This is a genomic window from Shewanella cutis (assembly GCF_022410515.1).
GTDB lineage: Bacteria > Pseudomonadota > Gammaproteobacteria > Enterobacterales > Shewanellaceae > Shewanella > Shewanella cutis.
On record NZ_JACSDI010000023.1, the window covers coordinates 1 to 16,003 of the forward strand.

The 16,003-nt window shown below is 41.5% G+C and carries 13 protein-coding genes and 2 pseudogenes; 3 read left to right on the plus strand and 12 right to left on the minus strand.

All coding sequences use genetic code 11. The annotated features are described in order from the left end of the window. From H9J30_RS19090 to H9J30_RS21770, 3 genes are all read right to left on the minus strand, one after another. A partial coding sequence (locus H9J30_RS19090) for an MtrB/PioB family decaheme-associated outer membrane protein (protein WP_240132453.1) occupies positions 1–1,641 on the minus strand: 1,641 nt, incomplete at its 3' end. Between the two features lie 14 nt (positions 1,642–1,655). Continuing rightward, positions 1,656–2,612 (minus strand): DmsE family decaheme c-type cytochrome, encoded by a 957-nt coding sequence (locus H9J30_RS19095; protein WP_240132454.1) that lies wholly within the window; start codon positions 2,610–2,612, stop codon positions 1,656–1,658. Between the two features lie 873 nt (positions 2,613–3,485). After that, entirely contained in the window at positions 3,486–3,806 is a 321-nt protein-coding gene (locus tag H9J30_RS21770; protein WP_427915939.1) for a sulfatase-like hydrolase/transferase, read from the minus strand. Positions 3,807–4,961: 1,155 nt separating this feature from the next. On the opposite strand from H9J30_RS21770, the gene H9J30_RS19100 reads away from it, so the two are divergent. After that, a complete protein-coding gene (locus H9J30_RS19100) occupies positions 4,962–5,921 on the plus strand; it encodes an IS481 family transposase (RefSeq protein WP_240132455.1) in 960 nt (319 codons plus the stop codon). A 16-nt stretch (positions 5,922–5,937) separates the two neighbouring features. Here H9J30_RS19100 and H9J30_RS19105 read toward each other — a convergent pair whose 3' ends face one another. Both H9J30_RS19105 and H9J30_RS19110 read right to left on the minus strand, forming a co-directional pair. Next, positions 5,938–6,753 (minus strand): alpha/beta fold hydrolase, encoded by an 816-nt coding sequence (locus H9J30_RS19105; RefSeq protein WP_240132456.1) that lies wholly within the window; start codon positions 6,751–6,753, stop codon positions 5,938–5,940. A gap of 454 nt (positions 6,754–7,207) precedes the next feature. Then, positions 7,208–8,977, minus strand: coding sequence for a flavocytochrome c (locus H9J30_RS19110; protein ID WP_240132457.1), 1,770 nt, complete (start codon positions 8,975–8,977; stop codon positions 7,208–7,210). 111 nt (positions 8,978–9,088) lie between these two features. On the opposite strand from H9J30_RS19110, the gene H9J30_RS19115 reads away from it, so the two are divergent. Beyond that, on the plus strand, positions 9,089–10,012 hold the full coding sequence (locus H9J30_RS19115) for a LysR family transcriptional regulator (RefSeq protein WP_240132458.1): 924 nt from the start codon (positions 9,089–9,091) through the stop codon (positions 10,010–10,012). A gap of 198 nt (positions 10,013–10,210) precedes the next feature. Here the strand turns inward: H9J30_RS19115 and H9J30_RS19120 are convergent. The 7 genes and pseudogenes from H9J30_RS19120 to H9J30_RS19150 form a co-directional block, all read right to left on the minus strand. Further along, positions 10,211–10,366, minus strand: a pseudogene (locus H9J30_RS19120) (IS3 family transposase); the annotation flags it as partial. A 47-nt stretch (positions 10,367–10,413) separates the two neighbouring features. After that, positions 10,414–10,843 (minus strand): annotated as a pseudogene (locus H9J30_RS19125) (DDE-type integrase/transposase/recombinase); the annotation flags it as partial. A 156-nt stretch (positions 10,844–10,999) separates the two neighbouring features. Next, entirely contained in the window at positions 11,000–12,460 is a 1,461-nt protein-coding gene (gene katB, locus H9J30_RS19130) for a catalase KatB (RefSeq protein ID WP_240132459.1), read from the minus strand. 317 nt (positions 12,461–12,777) lie between these two features. After that, positions 12,778–13,470 (minus strand): cytochrome c biogenesis CcdA family protein, encoded by a 693-nt coding sequence (locus tag H9J30_RS19135; protein ID WP_240132460.1) that lies wholly within the window; start codon positions 13,468–13,470, stop codon positions 12,778–12,780. After that, on the minus strand, positions 13,470–13,877 hold the full coding sequence (locus H9J30_RS19140) for a thioredoxin family protein (RefSeq protein WP_240132461.1): 408 nt from the start codon (positions 13,875–13,877) through the stop codon (positions 13,470–13,472). The genes H9J30_RS19135 and H9J30_RS19140 overlap by 1 nt, the downstream gene beginning before the upstream one ends. Before the next feature lie 135 nt (positions 13,878–14,012). Next, complete coding sequence (locus H9J30_RS19145; RefSeq protein WP_240132462.1) at positions 14,013–14,447, minus strand: DUF417 family protein; 435 nt, start codon at positions 14,445–14,447, stop codon at positions 14,013–14,015. A 9-nt stretch (positions 14,448–14,456) separates the two neighbouring features. Then, positions 14,457–14,990: a carboxymuconolactone decarboxylase family protein gene (locus H9J30_RS19150; protein ID WP_240132463.1), complete on the minus strand. Its 534-nt coding sequence runs from the start codon at positions 14,988–14,990 to the stop codon at positions 14,457–14,459. A 107-nt stretch (positions 14,991–15,097) separates the two neighbouring features. Here H9J30_RS19150 and H9J30_RS19155 point away from each other — a divergent pair, with 107 nt between their 5' ends. Next, a complete protein-coding gene (locus H9J30_RS19155) occupies positions 15,098–15,934 on the plus strand; it encodes an AraC family transcriptional regulator (protein WP_240132464.1) in 837 nt (278 codons plus the stop codon). Positions 15,935–16,003: the final 69 nt, after the last annotated feature.

Here is a 16,003-nt window from a genome sequence, read left to right on the forward strand (position 1 = left end):
AAATTCATCAGCAACATCGCTATACCAGTCTGGTGAGGAAAACGATTGGCTACCCGCGATGGCGGAGTCTATCCATTGTTGGCTTGCAGAGGCATAGAGGTGCAATTGCTCAGAGAGTTGCATCCCCAGCTGCAGGTCATAACCATAATCGGTTGATTCGGTAAGGCCTATAATGGTCTTGGCGTAATCATCCTTGGCATAATATCCATTTAAATCAAGAGTCAACCACGAAAGTGGTACATAATTCACCTTTAGATCAACCGCCTGACGTTCACGGTCTGCGAGGTAAAACTTACGTAATAGTGGATTTTCTTCAATCGAGGTATTTTCGACGGCGTTGTAGACCGAGCCGCTGCGGTTCTCGTAACGCCCACCAAAATCAATCACAGTGTTTGCCAAGGATCTGATATTCAGCTTGGCCCAAAATGCGTCATCATGGGTTTGTTCTCGCTCAAGGTAACTGCGTTCAACCTCTTTACGGTCGTAGCCTCCCATGAGGCGATACTCACTGTTAAAACGGTAACTGCTGTGGAGTTTGTATGTCAGCCTTTCGATGTCCATGGGAACATTTTGCTTAAACGCACCACTGACATTATCAAACTCTAATTGCGCAAACTCCCATACAGAGCTTTTATTATCGCGTTCGCTATAGTCAACCTGACCGTTAACACGCCAGCGCGGGCTTAGCATATTGCTAAAGCCAAGCCGCGCATCTAAGGTATCAACCTGACCATCCCAGCTCTGTAACGGATTGCCACTGACTTGGATTAAATCGCCATCTTGTAGCATCCGTCCTGCGGCGACACGGCCATTCACAGTGCCACGTCCAAGCATATATTGGCCAGATAACGAGACTTGATGGGCATCATTATCAGGCGTAGCAGCATAAACATCGGGCAAATAAGGTAAGCTTAAGTTATCAATATTATTTCGGTAAAAACTGCCATGGTAAGCCAGCTCGCTTAACCAATTTTCACCCGAAATATTCAGGCCCGCATTGAGGTTTTCAGTGTTAGCATCAACAGGCAGTGCAAAGTTAACAGGGCGAGGAATGACTAAACTACTGCGACGATTACCCGTTTTTTGTTCGTGGTCGTAGTTAATAAACGCCTGCATGACGCCATATTGCGCAGCTAATCCCAAGCCCACCTTTTCGCGTTCCAGCTGTAAATCGACATCTCGAGTCGCAGTGTCTGGCAATAGCACGCCATTGTTGTGCCACAATTGCGTTTGCGCCCGGCTGTCGTATCGAGTCAATAATTGATAATCAAGGTTCAGGGCATACAGTCCAGCTCGACCCGCATCAAGGTGGGCATAGCTGTTCTCTAGTCCCAATTGATATGCTTGAACATTCGCTTGATAACCCGCATTGCGATAACGTACGTCCGCATCCATAGCCGCGCGCAATCCATCGCTGGCATCGCCAAAGGCATTCCCCGCATGAATATCATCATTCTCGGCCCAGCCTGCACTTAACTGCAGCTCACCTTGGTAGCGCTTCTCTCCTATGCAGCTTTTACACTGATAAGCATCCAACTTTAGCCCTTGCAGATTAGCTTTGTGCACAGAAAAGTCTGCAGCACTCACACCACTGGTAGCAGCAAGTAATCCCAAGGTAATGATATTAAGTTTAAAAGACATGGCAGACTCCTTAATCAACGGGCAAAATTGCTGCCGCTAGGGTGGTTGGAGCCATGGATTTGGCTATGACAATTGAGGCACCCCATGCCAGCACCAAACGCGTCAGTACCCGGCTGAGTCACCACCCGACTAGCATGTCCATCATCGGCATGACATTGTTGGCAAAGCTGAGGGACTCGCTGCTTGACGAGGGCATCATTCACGCTACCGTGGGGGTTATGGCAAGTGGAGCAGTTTTCGGTCACGGGGGCATGTTCCCACAGGAAAGGACCGCGTTTTTCCGCATGACAGCTATAGCAAGTGTCATTGACCGAGGCCTTTTTTAAGGCACTCTCGTTAAATGAGCCGTGGGGGTTATGACAATCGATGCAGGTCATGTCATTCCACTTTAATGGGTGAGATGAACGCTTATTCATATCGGATTTCTGCCGAGTATGACAAGAAGTACACACTTGGCTCACCTGCTGCTTTTGTAGTACCGGATCTTTAGCTGCATGGACTTTATGGCAATCCGCACAGGCAATTTCTTCCATGTTATGTAAGCTGCTATGCCAGCCACTTTGCTCAGTTTTTTGATGGCAACCTAAACAAACGGTATTTTGGCTCGGTGCTGACAATGGACTGTCAGAACCAAAGCTAATCATTGGTTCCTTGCCTCCTTTATTATGCTGCCCAAGCGGCCCATGGCATGCCTCACATTGCAATCCAGCCATTGGGGATTTGCTATTATTGATATCGCCATGCACTCCATCAAAAATAGCCATAACGGTGTTATTTTTACGATGGCACATTAAACAAGTATCTGCGCCTTTAGCGGAATATTTCCCTTCAGCAAACTTATCTGTGAGTACCTTTTCTATTTGTTCTCCCGTTTCATGAGTTGATGGAATATCTTGCGCTTTAACAGATGGAGATAATATAAGGAACAGGCTCGCCCCCATTATCAGAGTTTTAATTTTACGCCATCTCATATTTAATGCCTTATGGTTAACATGACTTAGCAATGAAAAATCCATAACCATAATAACCACAAAACAACAAAGGTTAACAATTGTTAATGATTATTTGCAAGCAAGTTGACTAGCCTCAAAGAATTGATTAGTAACGTGCCCTTAATCACCAACAAGTACAAATAACAATCATTCTCAAATATAGCGTAATACATTGAAATATAAATTTATAAAAAAACAAAGATACAATAGTTAATTAAATGTAATTAAATTGCGCTTTTTGTTAAAGATAAATTAGCTATAGTTAATATTTTATAGATCACAAATTTAGATTCTGAAATTTATGAAATTTAAATTTTATAATTCGCAAACTACATTAGAAATACAACACCTCACTTTTAATCAAAAGTGGAATAACATCAATATTACGCTTAAGGTAAATCATAAATATAGCGGCTTGCATTAATCCTGTTCGGAGTTTTATTTCCTAAATCGGTTGAACTAAAACCGTAACCGTAGTTCTGATCGGCATAGCCTATCGGCGTTGTTGCCTAAATCAATCTTAGCTAAATTTGCCAAATGCGCCAAAAATATAAAGTTCGCACTTACAAGTTATAAACTATAGTTCTAGTTTCATAACGGCAAATTTATATTAAGTCTAAAAGGCCATGATAAGCCATTTCGGAAGATTGAGAGCTAAATGGTTCTGCCGCAAACTAAGATCTTTGCGCTCTAAATTGAGGGGTGATTACCCATCAACACGTTAATCTACTTCGCCAAATTTGCGACAGAACCCAAATATCACATCCCCGAGCAATCTCACTCTCAAACACTCAGTTTGTTAACACCAATTCCTGCAAATTGGTGGAACCCACACCTCGAGATTAAGTTAAACTAATATCGACATGTAGCAAAAATGTCTAGCCTAGGATTATAAACTTCTGCATGTACATTCACAATCCCTAATATTGAGTAAAACACATTATCGTGTGAAAATCTCTTTTCTTTGGCTAATTTCTTCAAACAAAGTTTATCCAATGATTTATCGGTGTCGTAACCGTTTGAAGTCCAGAGAACCATCGGAACTTTTGTTTGGTACTCTGGAGCGAAAGTATATGGGATTCCATGTAAAAATAATCCATCTTCCCCAAGAGATTCACCATGATCTGATATATAAAATAGAGCCGTGTTATAACGATTCTCTAGCGCTTGCACTTTCTAGAGTAGCCGCCATAACGGTGGAGATACTTAATAAGACACTAACGCTTAGGGTTAAAAAAATTAATGCTTTTCTTAATAAAATTGTTTTCATAACAAGCTCCAAAAATAATCTGTACTTCATCACGACGGCGATATGAAATAGCGCAATCACAATGTATCTATTTGATATAAAAGACTGAAAATGTTACAGAAAAATAGTATTTGGAGGGGGAGTGGTTAGACTGAGGATGACCGTTTGACTTGTCCAAGCTTGAGTAGCAATAGATTGTTTTGTTTGAAAAGATAAGGGAAACTCAAAATCAGAGGGTTTAATATAAAGCGGTGATAAGCAATGTACTTGACAATGACTAGATAAATTAGTTTGGCCATGTTGCAAGCAGTCAGATGATAAACATTCAGATTGAGTACAACTTACTTCAACATTAATATTATTATCACAAAGCCTATCCCCCATTGATAATTCAATGGTACTACCCATTACTTGGGTGATAAGGAAAAAACTAAGACTATTAAAAGTCCAATTTTAGGCATAAGCCGTATACCAAATTATAGTGAGTAAATGTGCTTTTATTCATTCAGTCACAATATACAATAAAACATAATTATTGTATATTTCTTATTGACATTGTTGTCTAAATCAATCGTTCCTGTCGCAAATTTGACGAAGTAGATTAACGTGTTGATTATGTACTGGGTACTGGGTACTGGGTACTGGGTACTGGGTACTGGGTACTGGGTACTGGGTACTGGGTACTGGGTACTGGGTACTGGGTACTGGGTACTGGGTACTGGCGTTATTTTACTGCGTCTACTCCATGACACTCAATTTTTCTGGCCAGCATTATCGAGGTGTGAAGTCCAACGGAACAAAACGTACGCTAAGTCTATTTGTCCAGCTCCGATGGTTGCTTCAGCGACCTGAGTTGCCTATTTAGTACTTGTCAGTAAGTAATCTGATCCGATACTTTTGGGCATCTCGCCAAGTGAGTAAACTCGCTTATTGAAGTGAAGTATGTCAACAAAGAAACCTCACAAGATCCATACACAAGAATTTAAAGCCTCAAACTGATGGAAGTGGGGTTTATTGACGGTACAGTGAGGTTAATTAATGTGTGATTCATAGACATCATTTCAATATAATGGGTGTCTATGAACAGAGAAATACAACAGCGTTTACAGTGGATTAAGCTATTCGAAGAGACCCGTGATGCGGGCTTTGTCTGTCGTCGTTGTGGCATATCCAGACCTACCTTAAGAAAATGGTGGCAGCGTTATCAGAAAGACGGTGTAGATGGTCTGGTCAGCCAAAGCAGACGTCCTAAGAGTTCACCTTCAACCAAGGTTGGTGGGACAGAATTATCTTTGCGATGCTCTCGAAACCTTGGAGCTAGGCGTATTCAAAGTGAACTTGGTCGCCTACATAGACTCTCTCTTGGAATTGCAACTATTCATAAAATTTTGACGCGGAATGAGGTAAAGCCTGTTGTTACCTATCGTAGGAAACCAGATTACATCAAGTATGTTCGCTCAGTTCCTGGCGATAGAATACAAATGGATACCTGCAAGATAGGGCCGAATATCTATCAATACACCTCGATTGACGATTGCACCCGCTATAGGATTTTAAGGCTATATAACCGCAGAACTGCTGCTAACACACTGGATTTCATTGATTGCGATATTGATGAAATGCCATTTCCAATTCAGCGTATTCAAACAGATCGTGGCCGCGAGTTCTTTGCCTTTAAAGTCCAAGAGAAATTGAAGAACCATGGAATCAAATTCAGACCAAATAAACCTGCTTCACCTCACCTAAATGGCAAAGTAGAGCGCTCGCAGAAAACGGATAAAGCTGAGTTTTATGCAACGGTAGACTTAGCATCAGACGATTTAGATAACCTGCTTGCTGAGTGGCAGCATTACTACAACCGGGAGAGGTCTCATAGCGCACACCATGGGAAAACACCCATGGAGCGATACTTCGAAATGGTTGAGCAAACGCCTTATTCTGAAGAGGTTCAGGAGCTTTACGAACCAGCAAAAGAACCCCTTCAAGAACAAAACTACAGGCTTGAATCGGAGCTGAGAAGATTGAAACGATCTCTATGAATCACACACTTTAGTATTACTTAATTTCATTTAGCCACTCAATAACTTTCTCTCCAACTAATTTTTCTTGACCGGCAAACCAATGGTTAGTACCCGACGAGCATAATGCAAATTCACTAGAAATTTTTGGAGTATCATCAACAATCCCATTGATTGTCACCAAAGGGATAGATTGTGCACTTTCTTTTGCATCAGTATAAAGAGTTGATGGGCAACCATCATTTAAGTGATGAACAAGTAAGGTAGGATTACTTAGTTCATTAAAATCTAAATTTGATAAGCCTGACCCACCGGGAGCTTCTTGAGGAGCATCGATTGGTCTCTCAGCTATTTTATAGCGAGCACTGAGCAATACTGTTGCATCGATTTCATTTTCCAGTGCTTTCGATACATAGCCCGCAGAAACTGTACCGCGACTATGTCCCATCAATACAATTTTAGATTTTGGAAATCGTAACTTCAATTCTGATATAACTTTTTTCATATCAGTAAAATGTGCTTCGGACTGTCTAAATGACTCACCAAGACCTTTACGATCTGATGGTGTATCAATTATTGCCACAGCAAAGCTAGATGAGTTAAAAAGCTCACGTTGTTTCTCTAAAAAATAAAACTTCCCTTCAATCTTTCCATTATTTTCCTTAAACCCAATATTACCATTACCGGAAGGGAAAAAAACAATCAAAAAATCAGGAGTATGACTTTTTACATCCCAGAGTAAAACTGGCTGGGTAACACCAGCTCTTGTTTCCAACTGTATCAGCTCATCCGCTTCAGTTTGAATGACGAACAAAAAAATTAAAAATGGTATAAATTTTATTATATTTTTCATTTTATTTCTCTCTAAAATATTTGACTTTTACTATTGCTCTTTAAATACAATCGTCACAAATCCACCATACATTCATTTCAAAACAATTTATAGACTTAATCTACAGATAATGCTCAAGTATTATCAAAACATTACATCAGACCAACATCAAAAACATGCTAACCACAAAGCCTCATATAAAAACAAATTTTCACAGTTTGAAGAACTATATACTCTTATATGTTACTTATACCAATCCAATACTTATCTTATAATTCTCAACATATAAATATCAAATACTGTTCCAAAATCATTCACTTAAATTTTGTGTGAAAACACATCTGAACTGTATATTCAGGCTTTAAATTCAGAATTTGTTATCAAGCTCACTTAATTTTGGAATGTTATGACTAGATTTAACCATAACTGCAAAAACATTTTTACGATTACAGTTATGGTTATCATCAGAAAGTATTTACTTTATTGAACTTGCAACTTGTTCGCCTGCTATTCGTCCAAACACTATCGTATCTGCAATAGCATTACCAGCAAGTCTGTTGCCTCCATGAACCCCTCCTGTTACCTCTCCAGCTGCATACAACCCATCGATTGGTTGATCCTTTTCATTAAGGACTTGAGCTTTCGTGTTTATTTTTAAGCCCCCCATTGTGTGGTGTATTGCTGGTTTTACCTTTACCACATATATTGGATATTGGAAATCATCAGCCATATTTTTACGTCCGAAATCACTATCTACCCCTTTATTTTTAAAGTCATTATAACGATTTATTGATTGCTCAAAAGACTCTGCATCAATTCCCGATAGTTTTGCAATATCACTAGCTGTTTCACCTTTAAAAATAAGACCTAGAGTTAGCATTCCACGTAGTTGCCCAAGTCGATCTAATACTGTTTCATCAAATACTAACCAAGCTTCTTTATTTTCTTGTGACCACACACAAGCTGACACTTTATCTCTTGTGTCCATTTCATTACAAAAACGTTTACCTTGATTATTTAACAAAATAGCACCAGCACCACGAGCAGTTTCTGAAATCACCATTTTACCAGCAGCAGCAGTTGGAAATGCTTGTATTTCTTTAATATCAACAGTTGCAGCCCCTACTTTAGTTGCAAAGGTTAGTGCATCTCCTACGTTACCTGGATTGTTTGTTGCATCCACTCCTTTTAAATCAGGGCGATATTTAGCGACTAATTCATTGTTTCGCGCAAAGCCACCCGATGCAATAATCACAGCTTTTGCACCAAGTACATGTAATTTTGAATGTTTACCCTGAACTAAAACACCTGTGATACGTCCTTGTTTATCTTGAACAAGTTGAATAACTTTACTATTGATACGAGTTTCAACACCAAGTTTTTTTGCGGTATCTTTCAGTGTACGTATAATTTCTGGTCCTGATTTTGCCCCTCCGGCCGGTCTATGTAAACGTTCAGCACTATGTCCTCCTGCACTCGCAGCAGAACTTAAATCGGCTCCCATAGCTTGTAACCAATCAACACCAGCACTTCCATTTTCCGTTAACGTTTTGACTAGTTCAGGGTTATTAATATTGCGGCCACCTTTCATAGTATCTTGATACCAAGATTCTTTACTATCATTATACCCATTTGTAGCTTGAGTCAAACTTTGAGCAGCAGACATCCCCCCCGCAGCAAGCATACCGTTGCCGCCAATATAGGATTGTTTTTCAAGAATAATGACATCCTTCACACCATTTTGACGAGCCGAAACCGCTGAAGCATGGCCAGCGGCTCCTGCACCAATGATAATTAACTCGTGCTGTTCAGTTGGCCCCAAAGCTAATGCTTTTTCAATCATATCTTGAGTGATTGATTGAAATTCATAGTTATCTAAAACAGGGGAATCATTAGAAAATGGGATCTTTGATTCTGTTTTAAAAGTATCATGACAAGCCTGACAAACAAGAACAGGTTGATTATGTCCCGAGTGACAACTAGTACATGATAGATCAATAAGATGGCTATGGTGTGGTGAAAGATTCTTCTTACTTTTTTTAGTTAATTCTGCAAGAGTCCCATGGCAACCTTCACAAGATTTATTTTCATGGCTTTCAGCATCATCCACTTTGATGGGCTTAGTGTGACAACTTTGACAATTATTTCCTTGAACCTTATGAAAATCTGCTAACGTTTCTCCATAACTTGAAGCCGAAATAAAAAAAACTGACATAGCTAACGGTAATAGCTTTAACTTTAACATATCTTATCCCCTGTTGTTTTTGAACTTCCTAATATCATCATAGTCATACGAAACAACAAACCATTTAAACTCACTTATCAGAATAGAAAAGTTAACTTATAAGGTATACCTATGAGAGTTATCCCACCGATTAAATCGATTATTTACTTTGAAGCGGCTGCTCGGTTACAAAGTTTTAAACTTGCAGCAATTGAATTAAATGTAACGTCTGGAGCTATAAGCCAGCAAATCATAACTTTAGAAAGCTTTATTGGCAAAAAGTTGTTTGAGCGCGGCTGCAGACAAATTAAGCTAACTAACTGTGGTTTAAGATATTTTTCAAGGGTGTCGTTAATTATACAAGACATTGAAGAAGCAACTACTGATTTAGGTATTGCAAATGTTAGGCCTAAAGTAAAAATAGCGGTTCCCCCTTCATTATTAAAAAACTGGCTTTTACCTAGAATTATCGACAGTTCATTGATAGGGCTAAATAGAAACATAGAATTTATAGATACATTAGATTATCTTGATTTTTCTAAGTGTGATTTAGATCTTGCAATACGGTATGGTTATGATTCCTGGGATAACATGCACTCTAAATATATGTTCCATGAAGACATGATTGCAGTATGTAGCCCCGTTTATTGTAAAGATAAAAACTTTAATCTAGATCAAAATTTTTTTGATCTAAACACTATGATATATACTAACAATCGCTTAGTTCAATGGGATATTGTAATGCAAAATTTTGGATTTCAACGTAAGTCAAATCATAATAAACTTTTTTTCCAAAATTCAATACAAGCAATTGAAGCTGCAATTCAAGGTGCTGGTATCGCTTATGTTAATAGAATTTTAGTTGCTGAAGAGCTATCTAATGGACGTTTAGTTCAACCTTTAAATATTTATATGCCAGAACATAGGTCTCCTGCATACCATCTTGTAAGTACCCATAAACACATGAGAGATGAATCCACATTTAAAATTTACCATGCTATTTTAGCTTTTAGTAAATCAACACAAACCACACAACACTTAAGATTATTAGGTTAAGATATTTTGAATGAGATTATACAAAATATTTTTAATCAAAACTGCCTAATCTTCATGAATAATGTAATTTAAACCAGAATTCAGATAACAACTGTGACAGTTTAATCGAAGTGTAGAAGATTATCTGATCCGCTAAGTCTGGACACTTAACTAAGCATTATTCTTCAGTTCAAAATTTTCAGGGTTAAAATAGCCAAGTTAACTGTCAACTTCTATGTACTCAAACACGGTTTATTTCATGGTTTTCCAGTCCATGATTGGTTCGCACTGAATAGCCTAAACTTTCAGTGAATGAAAAAAGCTTTCTGCACAGGCGTTGTCCCAGCAGCAGGCTTTGCGATTTTGCCGCAAACTGAGTTTTTGCCACAGCAAATTGAGGCTGCAGCCTCCCTTAGATACAATTATGCCGCTAAAGAATAAAACTGTTCCCATGGAACCATCTTTTCAGTTGTGTTGATTTTCCCCTCAACTTAATCATGGACCAAAGCACTATCCCAGCGAGTGTCGACTTAGCTCCTTCTCAGGACTTCCAATCTAGGCATTGATGTATTTTGCCTTTCACTTTTCGGTGGTTTTGCTCGACTATATGATTTAAATATTTAAAAGCAATCATTTTAATCATAAATAACATGCAGCTAGACAACCAAAATCGAACATAAATGGTATTTAGTGCTGCAGCATTCGCTCCACTTTTATCAATTCCCCCCTTTTCAGGTAAACCAAACTGTGTTGGTTGATGGCTTTGTTAAAAAATGCCAGAGCAGCTGGCTTGTCACGAGTTTCACTCAAATAAAAATCAATCACAGCAGCGAATTTATCCACTGTGCGATAAGAGTTATCCGATGGATAATGCCGGTCAGAAAAATTGAGTGTCATGAAGTAGATGCAGTAAAATAACATCTGTACATAATCAACTCGTTGATTGAATTTAAATAAATTAAAAGGCCTGTGATTTGACAGGCCTTTTGATTGGATTAACCGCTTAAATTATAACCCCAGCGCCGTTTTGATCCGTTTGCCGTAATCTGCATCAGCTTTTTGGAAATGTGCCAGCATACGTTGCTGTACATCCATGCTTGCCTGACGCAACGAACCTGAGATGGTTGCCACTAAGCGCTCTTTTTCATCTTCGCTGAAAATGCGGTACAAATTACCCGCTTGAGTGTAATCATCCTGACTGTAACGGCTGTAACGCGCCGCCTCGCCCTCTAAACGCAGTGGTGGCTCGGCAAAGTTTGCCGGTTCTACCAAAGCGCCCGCCGTGCTATTGGGGCCATAGTTGGCAGAAGCATCGCCACCTGTTTGGCTGCCATTGTAAGGGCATTGGGTTCCTGCCATAGCACCAGCACGTTGATGATGGTTGGCTCTAGCCGCATGTGGGCAGTTAACTGGCAATTGGTTGTAGTTCGCGCCAATACGATAACGCTGCGCATCGGCATAGGCAAACAGACGCGCTTGTAGCATCTTATCGGGCGATGCACCCACACCAGGTACTAAGTTGCTCGGTGCTAAGGCCACTTGCTCCACTTCCGCAAAGTAGTTTTGCGGTAAACGGTTCAGTTCTAATACACCAATCTCAATTAACGGATAATCGCCATGTGGCCAAACCTTAGTTAAATCAAATGGATTGATATGGTAAGTATTAGCATCGGCCTCAGGCATGATCTGCACATTCACCGTCCAACGTGGGAAGTTACCATCAGTGATAGCTACCACCATATCGCGCTGGGACGAATCAGGATCGATGCCTTTTAACTTATCGGCCTGTTCGTTGGTTAAGTTCACTACGCCCTGCTGCGATTTAAAGTGAAACTTCACCCAGAAACGCTCGCCTTTAGCATTCCACAAAGAGAAGGTATGCGAACCATAACCGTGCATTTGGCGATAGTTTGCCGGAATACCTCGGTCTGACATCAAAATTGTCACCTGATGCATAGCTTCAGGGTTGAGCGACCAAAAGTCCCACATCGCCTGCGGATCTTTAAGGTTGGTCAATGGGTTACGTTTTTGGGTATGGATAAAGTCTGGGAACTTGATACCATCACGCAGGAAGAAGGTCGGCGTGTTGTTACCCACGATGTCGTGATTACCGCGAGCGGTATAGAAGCGCAGACCAAAACCACGTGGATCACGCTCAGCATCGGCAGAGCCCATTTCACCGCCCACGGTGGAGAAACGCACGAAAGTTTCAGTTTGCTTACCCACACCATTGAAGTGATCGGCAATGGTGTATTCGCTTAAGTCTTTGGTCAGAGTAAAAGTCCCGTAAACCCCTGTCCCTTTAGCATGTACCACACGCTCAGGAATGCGCTCACGGTTAAAATGAGCTAGCTTTTCAATTAAATGCCAATCTTGGAGGAGTAAAGGACCACGTTCTCCCGCAGACAACGAGTTTTGATCGTCTGCAATGGGGGAACCGCTCTGGCTGGTTAAATACTGTTGACTCATATCCTGCTCCTTATTTCTGGTTATTTGCTAACCAGAGTTCAATTAAATCATGAAGAGTGGCCATGGTTGGTCTCCCTTGGCTGACGACCTGTTGTCGATGAAGAAAGCATAAGGGAATAAGAAAAGCTGATAAAACGATTAAACTAGATTTGTACAATTTGTTTTAAAGATTAAAGCCATTCGATATGACATAAGGCAGGAGCTATGTTCTGTTGCAAACCGAGATCTTTGTGCTCTAAATTGAAGGAGGCTGTGGCCTCAATTTGCTGTGTCAAAAACTCAGTTTGCGACAGAGCCGCGTGGTATCCAATACTTTTTTATATAGATGTAATCCAATCAGGTAACCAATCAAGTGCCCAGATCTCTATTACTTTATCGAATCCGGTTAATATCATTGTGCTCAACAAAATCAGAGCGATAGCCAGAATATATTTTCCATATTTCGCACTATTACCTATCTTTTTGAGCTGTACACCAGAGGCGTAACCTATCCCCACCAAAGGAAGCGCACAACCAAATCCAAAGGACAGCATTACAAAAAAAGCCATCACCATATTCTGCCCGGTAGATGCCAAGGCTATGGCTGTACCGAGGGTTGGCCCAACGCAAGGTAACCACACCAAACCAAGAGACATTCCGACGACCAATTGAAAGGCTGCCCCAGAGCCTTGCACATTGCCTCCCGGCATCCTGCTTACAAGCAAGGATAACCAGTAGGACATGCGGTCGTTCAGTACTGGTGTAAGTAACACGATACCCATCAACAACATCAAGCTCGCCGAGAAGTATCTCAATATCTCTGGTGAAATACCTAAGCTGAGCAGAATAAAGGTGATCAGGCTACCAGCAACGGCGAAGGTAACACTGATCCCTACTGCCAGCAGAATAAGCCCCGTACGTGAAGCCTGCATGGCTGAGCTAGCTACTGCAGGTATCATAGGTAAGACACAAGGCGATAGCAGACTGAGTATCCCGGCAAGAAAAGCCAGAGGAATGGATGATATATCCATTACATTGCATTCTCAGCATTTTTCAGGGCTTTGAATATTGTATCTTTACGGGTTTCCGCCACGCTAAACCATATCTGTTTATCGCCTTCATACAACACCAAAGTCGATTGGCGAGGCGCTTTGAAATGAGTGACCCAATCTTTCTGAGTATCGAAATCGATAATTAGTTGATTTATTTTGCTATTAGGGTTTTCCTGAAAGTATGAGCTAAGGATTTTATGTTGTGCTTTACATGTTGGGCACCAGTCAGCATGTACTATTAATAGTGTCACTTGGTTTTGACGTTGTGCTTCTTTCCAAGCTTGTTCAGTAAAGGCCATACTTTCTGCGCTACCCATTGCATGAGCAGCATTAAAGAAAAGGCCAAAAACAAATGTCATGAAAATTGTCTGTATAGATTTCTTCATCTTCTAACCTCACGTTTCTAGATGTTATGACTCGCCTCTATATAGACCTGACTGACGAGTATTATCTTTCAAAGAAAATTTTTTCTGGAATTAATCGCTAAAAAATGCGCCCTGTAGGGCGCAAAGGCATCAGTACTATTGAGTGGTGAGCAATGCTCGGCATTGGTTCAAGTAGTACCAACTCACACCAAGAAACACGATATCCTTAAGGATGAAAAATTCAGTAACGGGGACACCATCAACCAATTTCCAGACACTCGGCATGGTCAACAAGAAACTTAGGGTCGCCACGAAAGTAACCACAGCACCCCAACTGCTCCAATAACCAATGCGTGGCTGCCAGAGTCCAACCACCAACCCTGTGGCGATAACTATCTCCACCAGGCCTATTAGATTGGATACACCTTGCTCTGAAAAAAGGCTGTAGAGCCAATTCATCAAAGGATGGCTTGCTACCAGAGGACGAATAGCTGCGGCTTCAGTTGGCGTAAATTTGAATACGCCAATCCAGAGCAGAGTAAGTACTACACCACCAAGGGCAACCAGAAAACCTTTGTCGTATCGTTGCATAGTCACTCCTTAGGGGATAAGGGAAACGATCGGGAAATCGATCTCGGTACTTGCAAGGTGATTACCGTAGTTAGTCATGGTATTGACTACTACTTGACCTAGCACCTCCAGCACTAACTCATCATCCAGACCGGCGTTATAGGCATTGTGCAGTTGCTCGTCACTGACAATACCCCGTTGAGTGACCAGCAAAACCGCAAACTGCAACATGGCATGATCGACAGGATCTGACGCGTTGCCTTGGCGAGCTTCTTTAATGTCTTCAGGGGTGAAACCAACCTTGTCGGCCAGCAGTGTATGTGCGGATAAGCAGTATTGGCATTTGTTGGCTTGACCTATAGCAAGAGCTAGCAGTTCACGTTGGCGTACGGTCAATCGTCCTTTGCTCAGTGCATCAGCGAATGCTAAGAAGCCGTTAAATAGGGCAGGTGAATGGGCCAGTGTTGCATAAAGATTGGGGACCATACCCAAGTTACGCTTCATGGCGGCGAAGTTTGGGGAAACTGACGTAGTGGGTTGGGTTACGGGATTAATACGACTCATAATAGTAGTGTTCCTGTATGCTTATTAAAATACGAGAGGTATTTTGCCGCGCATCGTGATATGATTTATCGCTCATAATCTCTAAAAACTTACTATTCGTCTCAAATATGGATCCTCTTTCCGTTCTCCTGACACATACCACCCCACGAGCCCAACTGTTTTTCGCTGGCAACTTGTGCCAGAACTCCAATAGCCAGGACTATCCGGCGGGTGGACATCTTCATTTGTTACGAAGCGGTGAGATCACTCTTTATCATGAAGGGGCAGAACCGCGCTTACTTACAGAACAAACACTGATCCTCTTTCCAAGAGGGCTTCCCCACCGTATGAAACCCCGCCAACTGGGTGGATGTGACCTCGTGTGTGCCTCTGTATCTTTTGGCCAAGGAAGTACATCACCATTACAACTGGCGCTGCCTGATGTGTTAGTGCTGCCACTGAATGACATGCCAACACTGGCACCCTTACTAAGCATGTTGTTCGATGAGGCATTTGCTAACCGCTATGGTCAAGAACCTGTCCTTACTCGGCTTTTGGAAACCTTACTGATCTTATTGCTACGCCATATGGTGGATAGTGGTCTTTGCCAAGAAGGTATGTTGGCTGGCCTATCGGACCCGCGGTTGGCTCGTGCGATTTCAGCAATGCATTTACGTTCAGAGGAAGCGTGGACGGTTGCAACATTAGCAAAAGAAGCAGGGATGTCCCGGGCTCGCTTTGCCGCACACTTTCAGGCACAGACAGGATTACCTCCTCTAGGCTATTTAACACAGTGGCGAATGTTGTTGGCCTGTCAGCAATTGTTGACAGGGGAGTCAATTACTCAGGTTGCATTGGGGGCGGGATACAGTGGTAGCATTGCTTTCAGTAGGGCGTTTTATCGGGAGTTTGGATTGAGCCCCGCACGTTGGCTCAGGGCACAACAGTCGACAGCTCCCGCGTAACTGTGAGTGAGCATGCTAGATTCTGTCGCAAAGCGAGTTTTTGCCACAGCAAATTGAGGCCACAGCCTC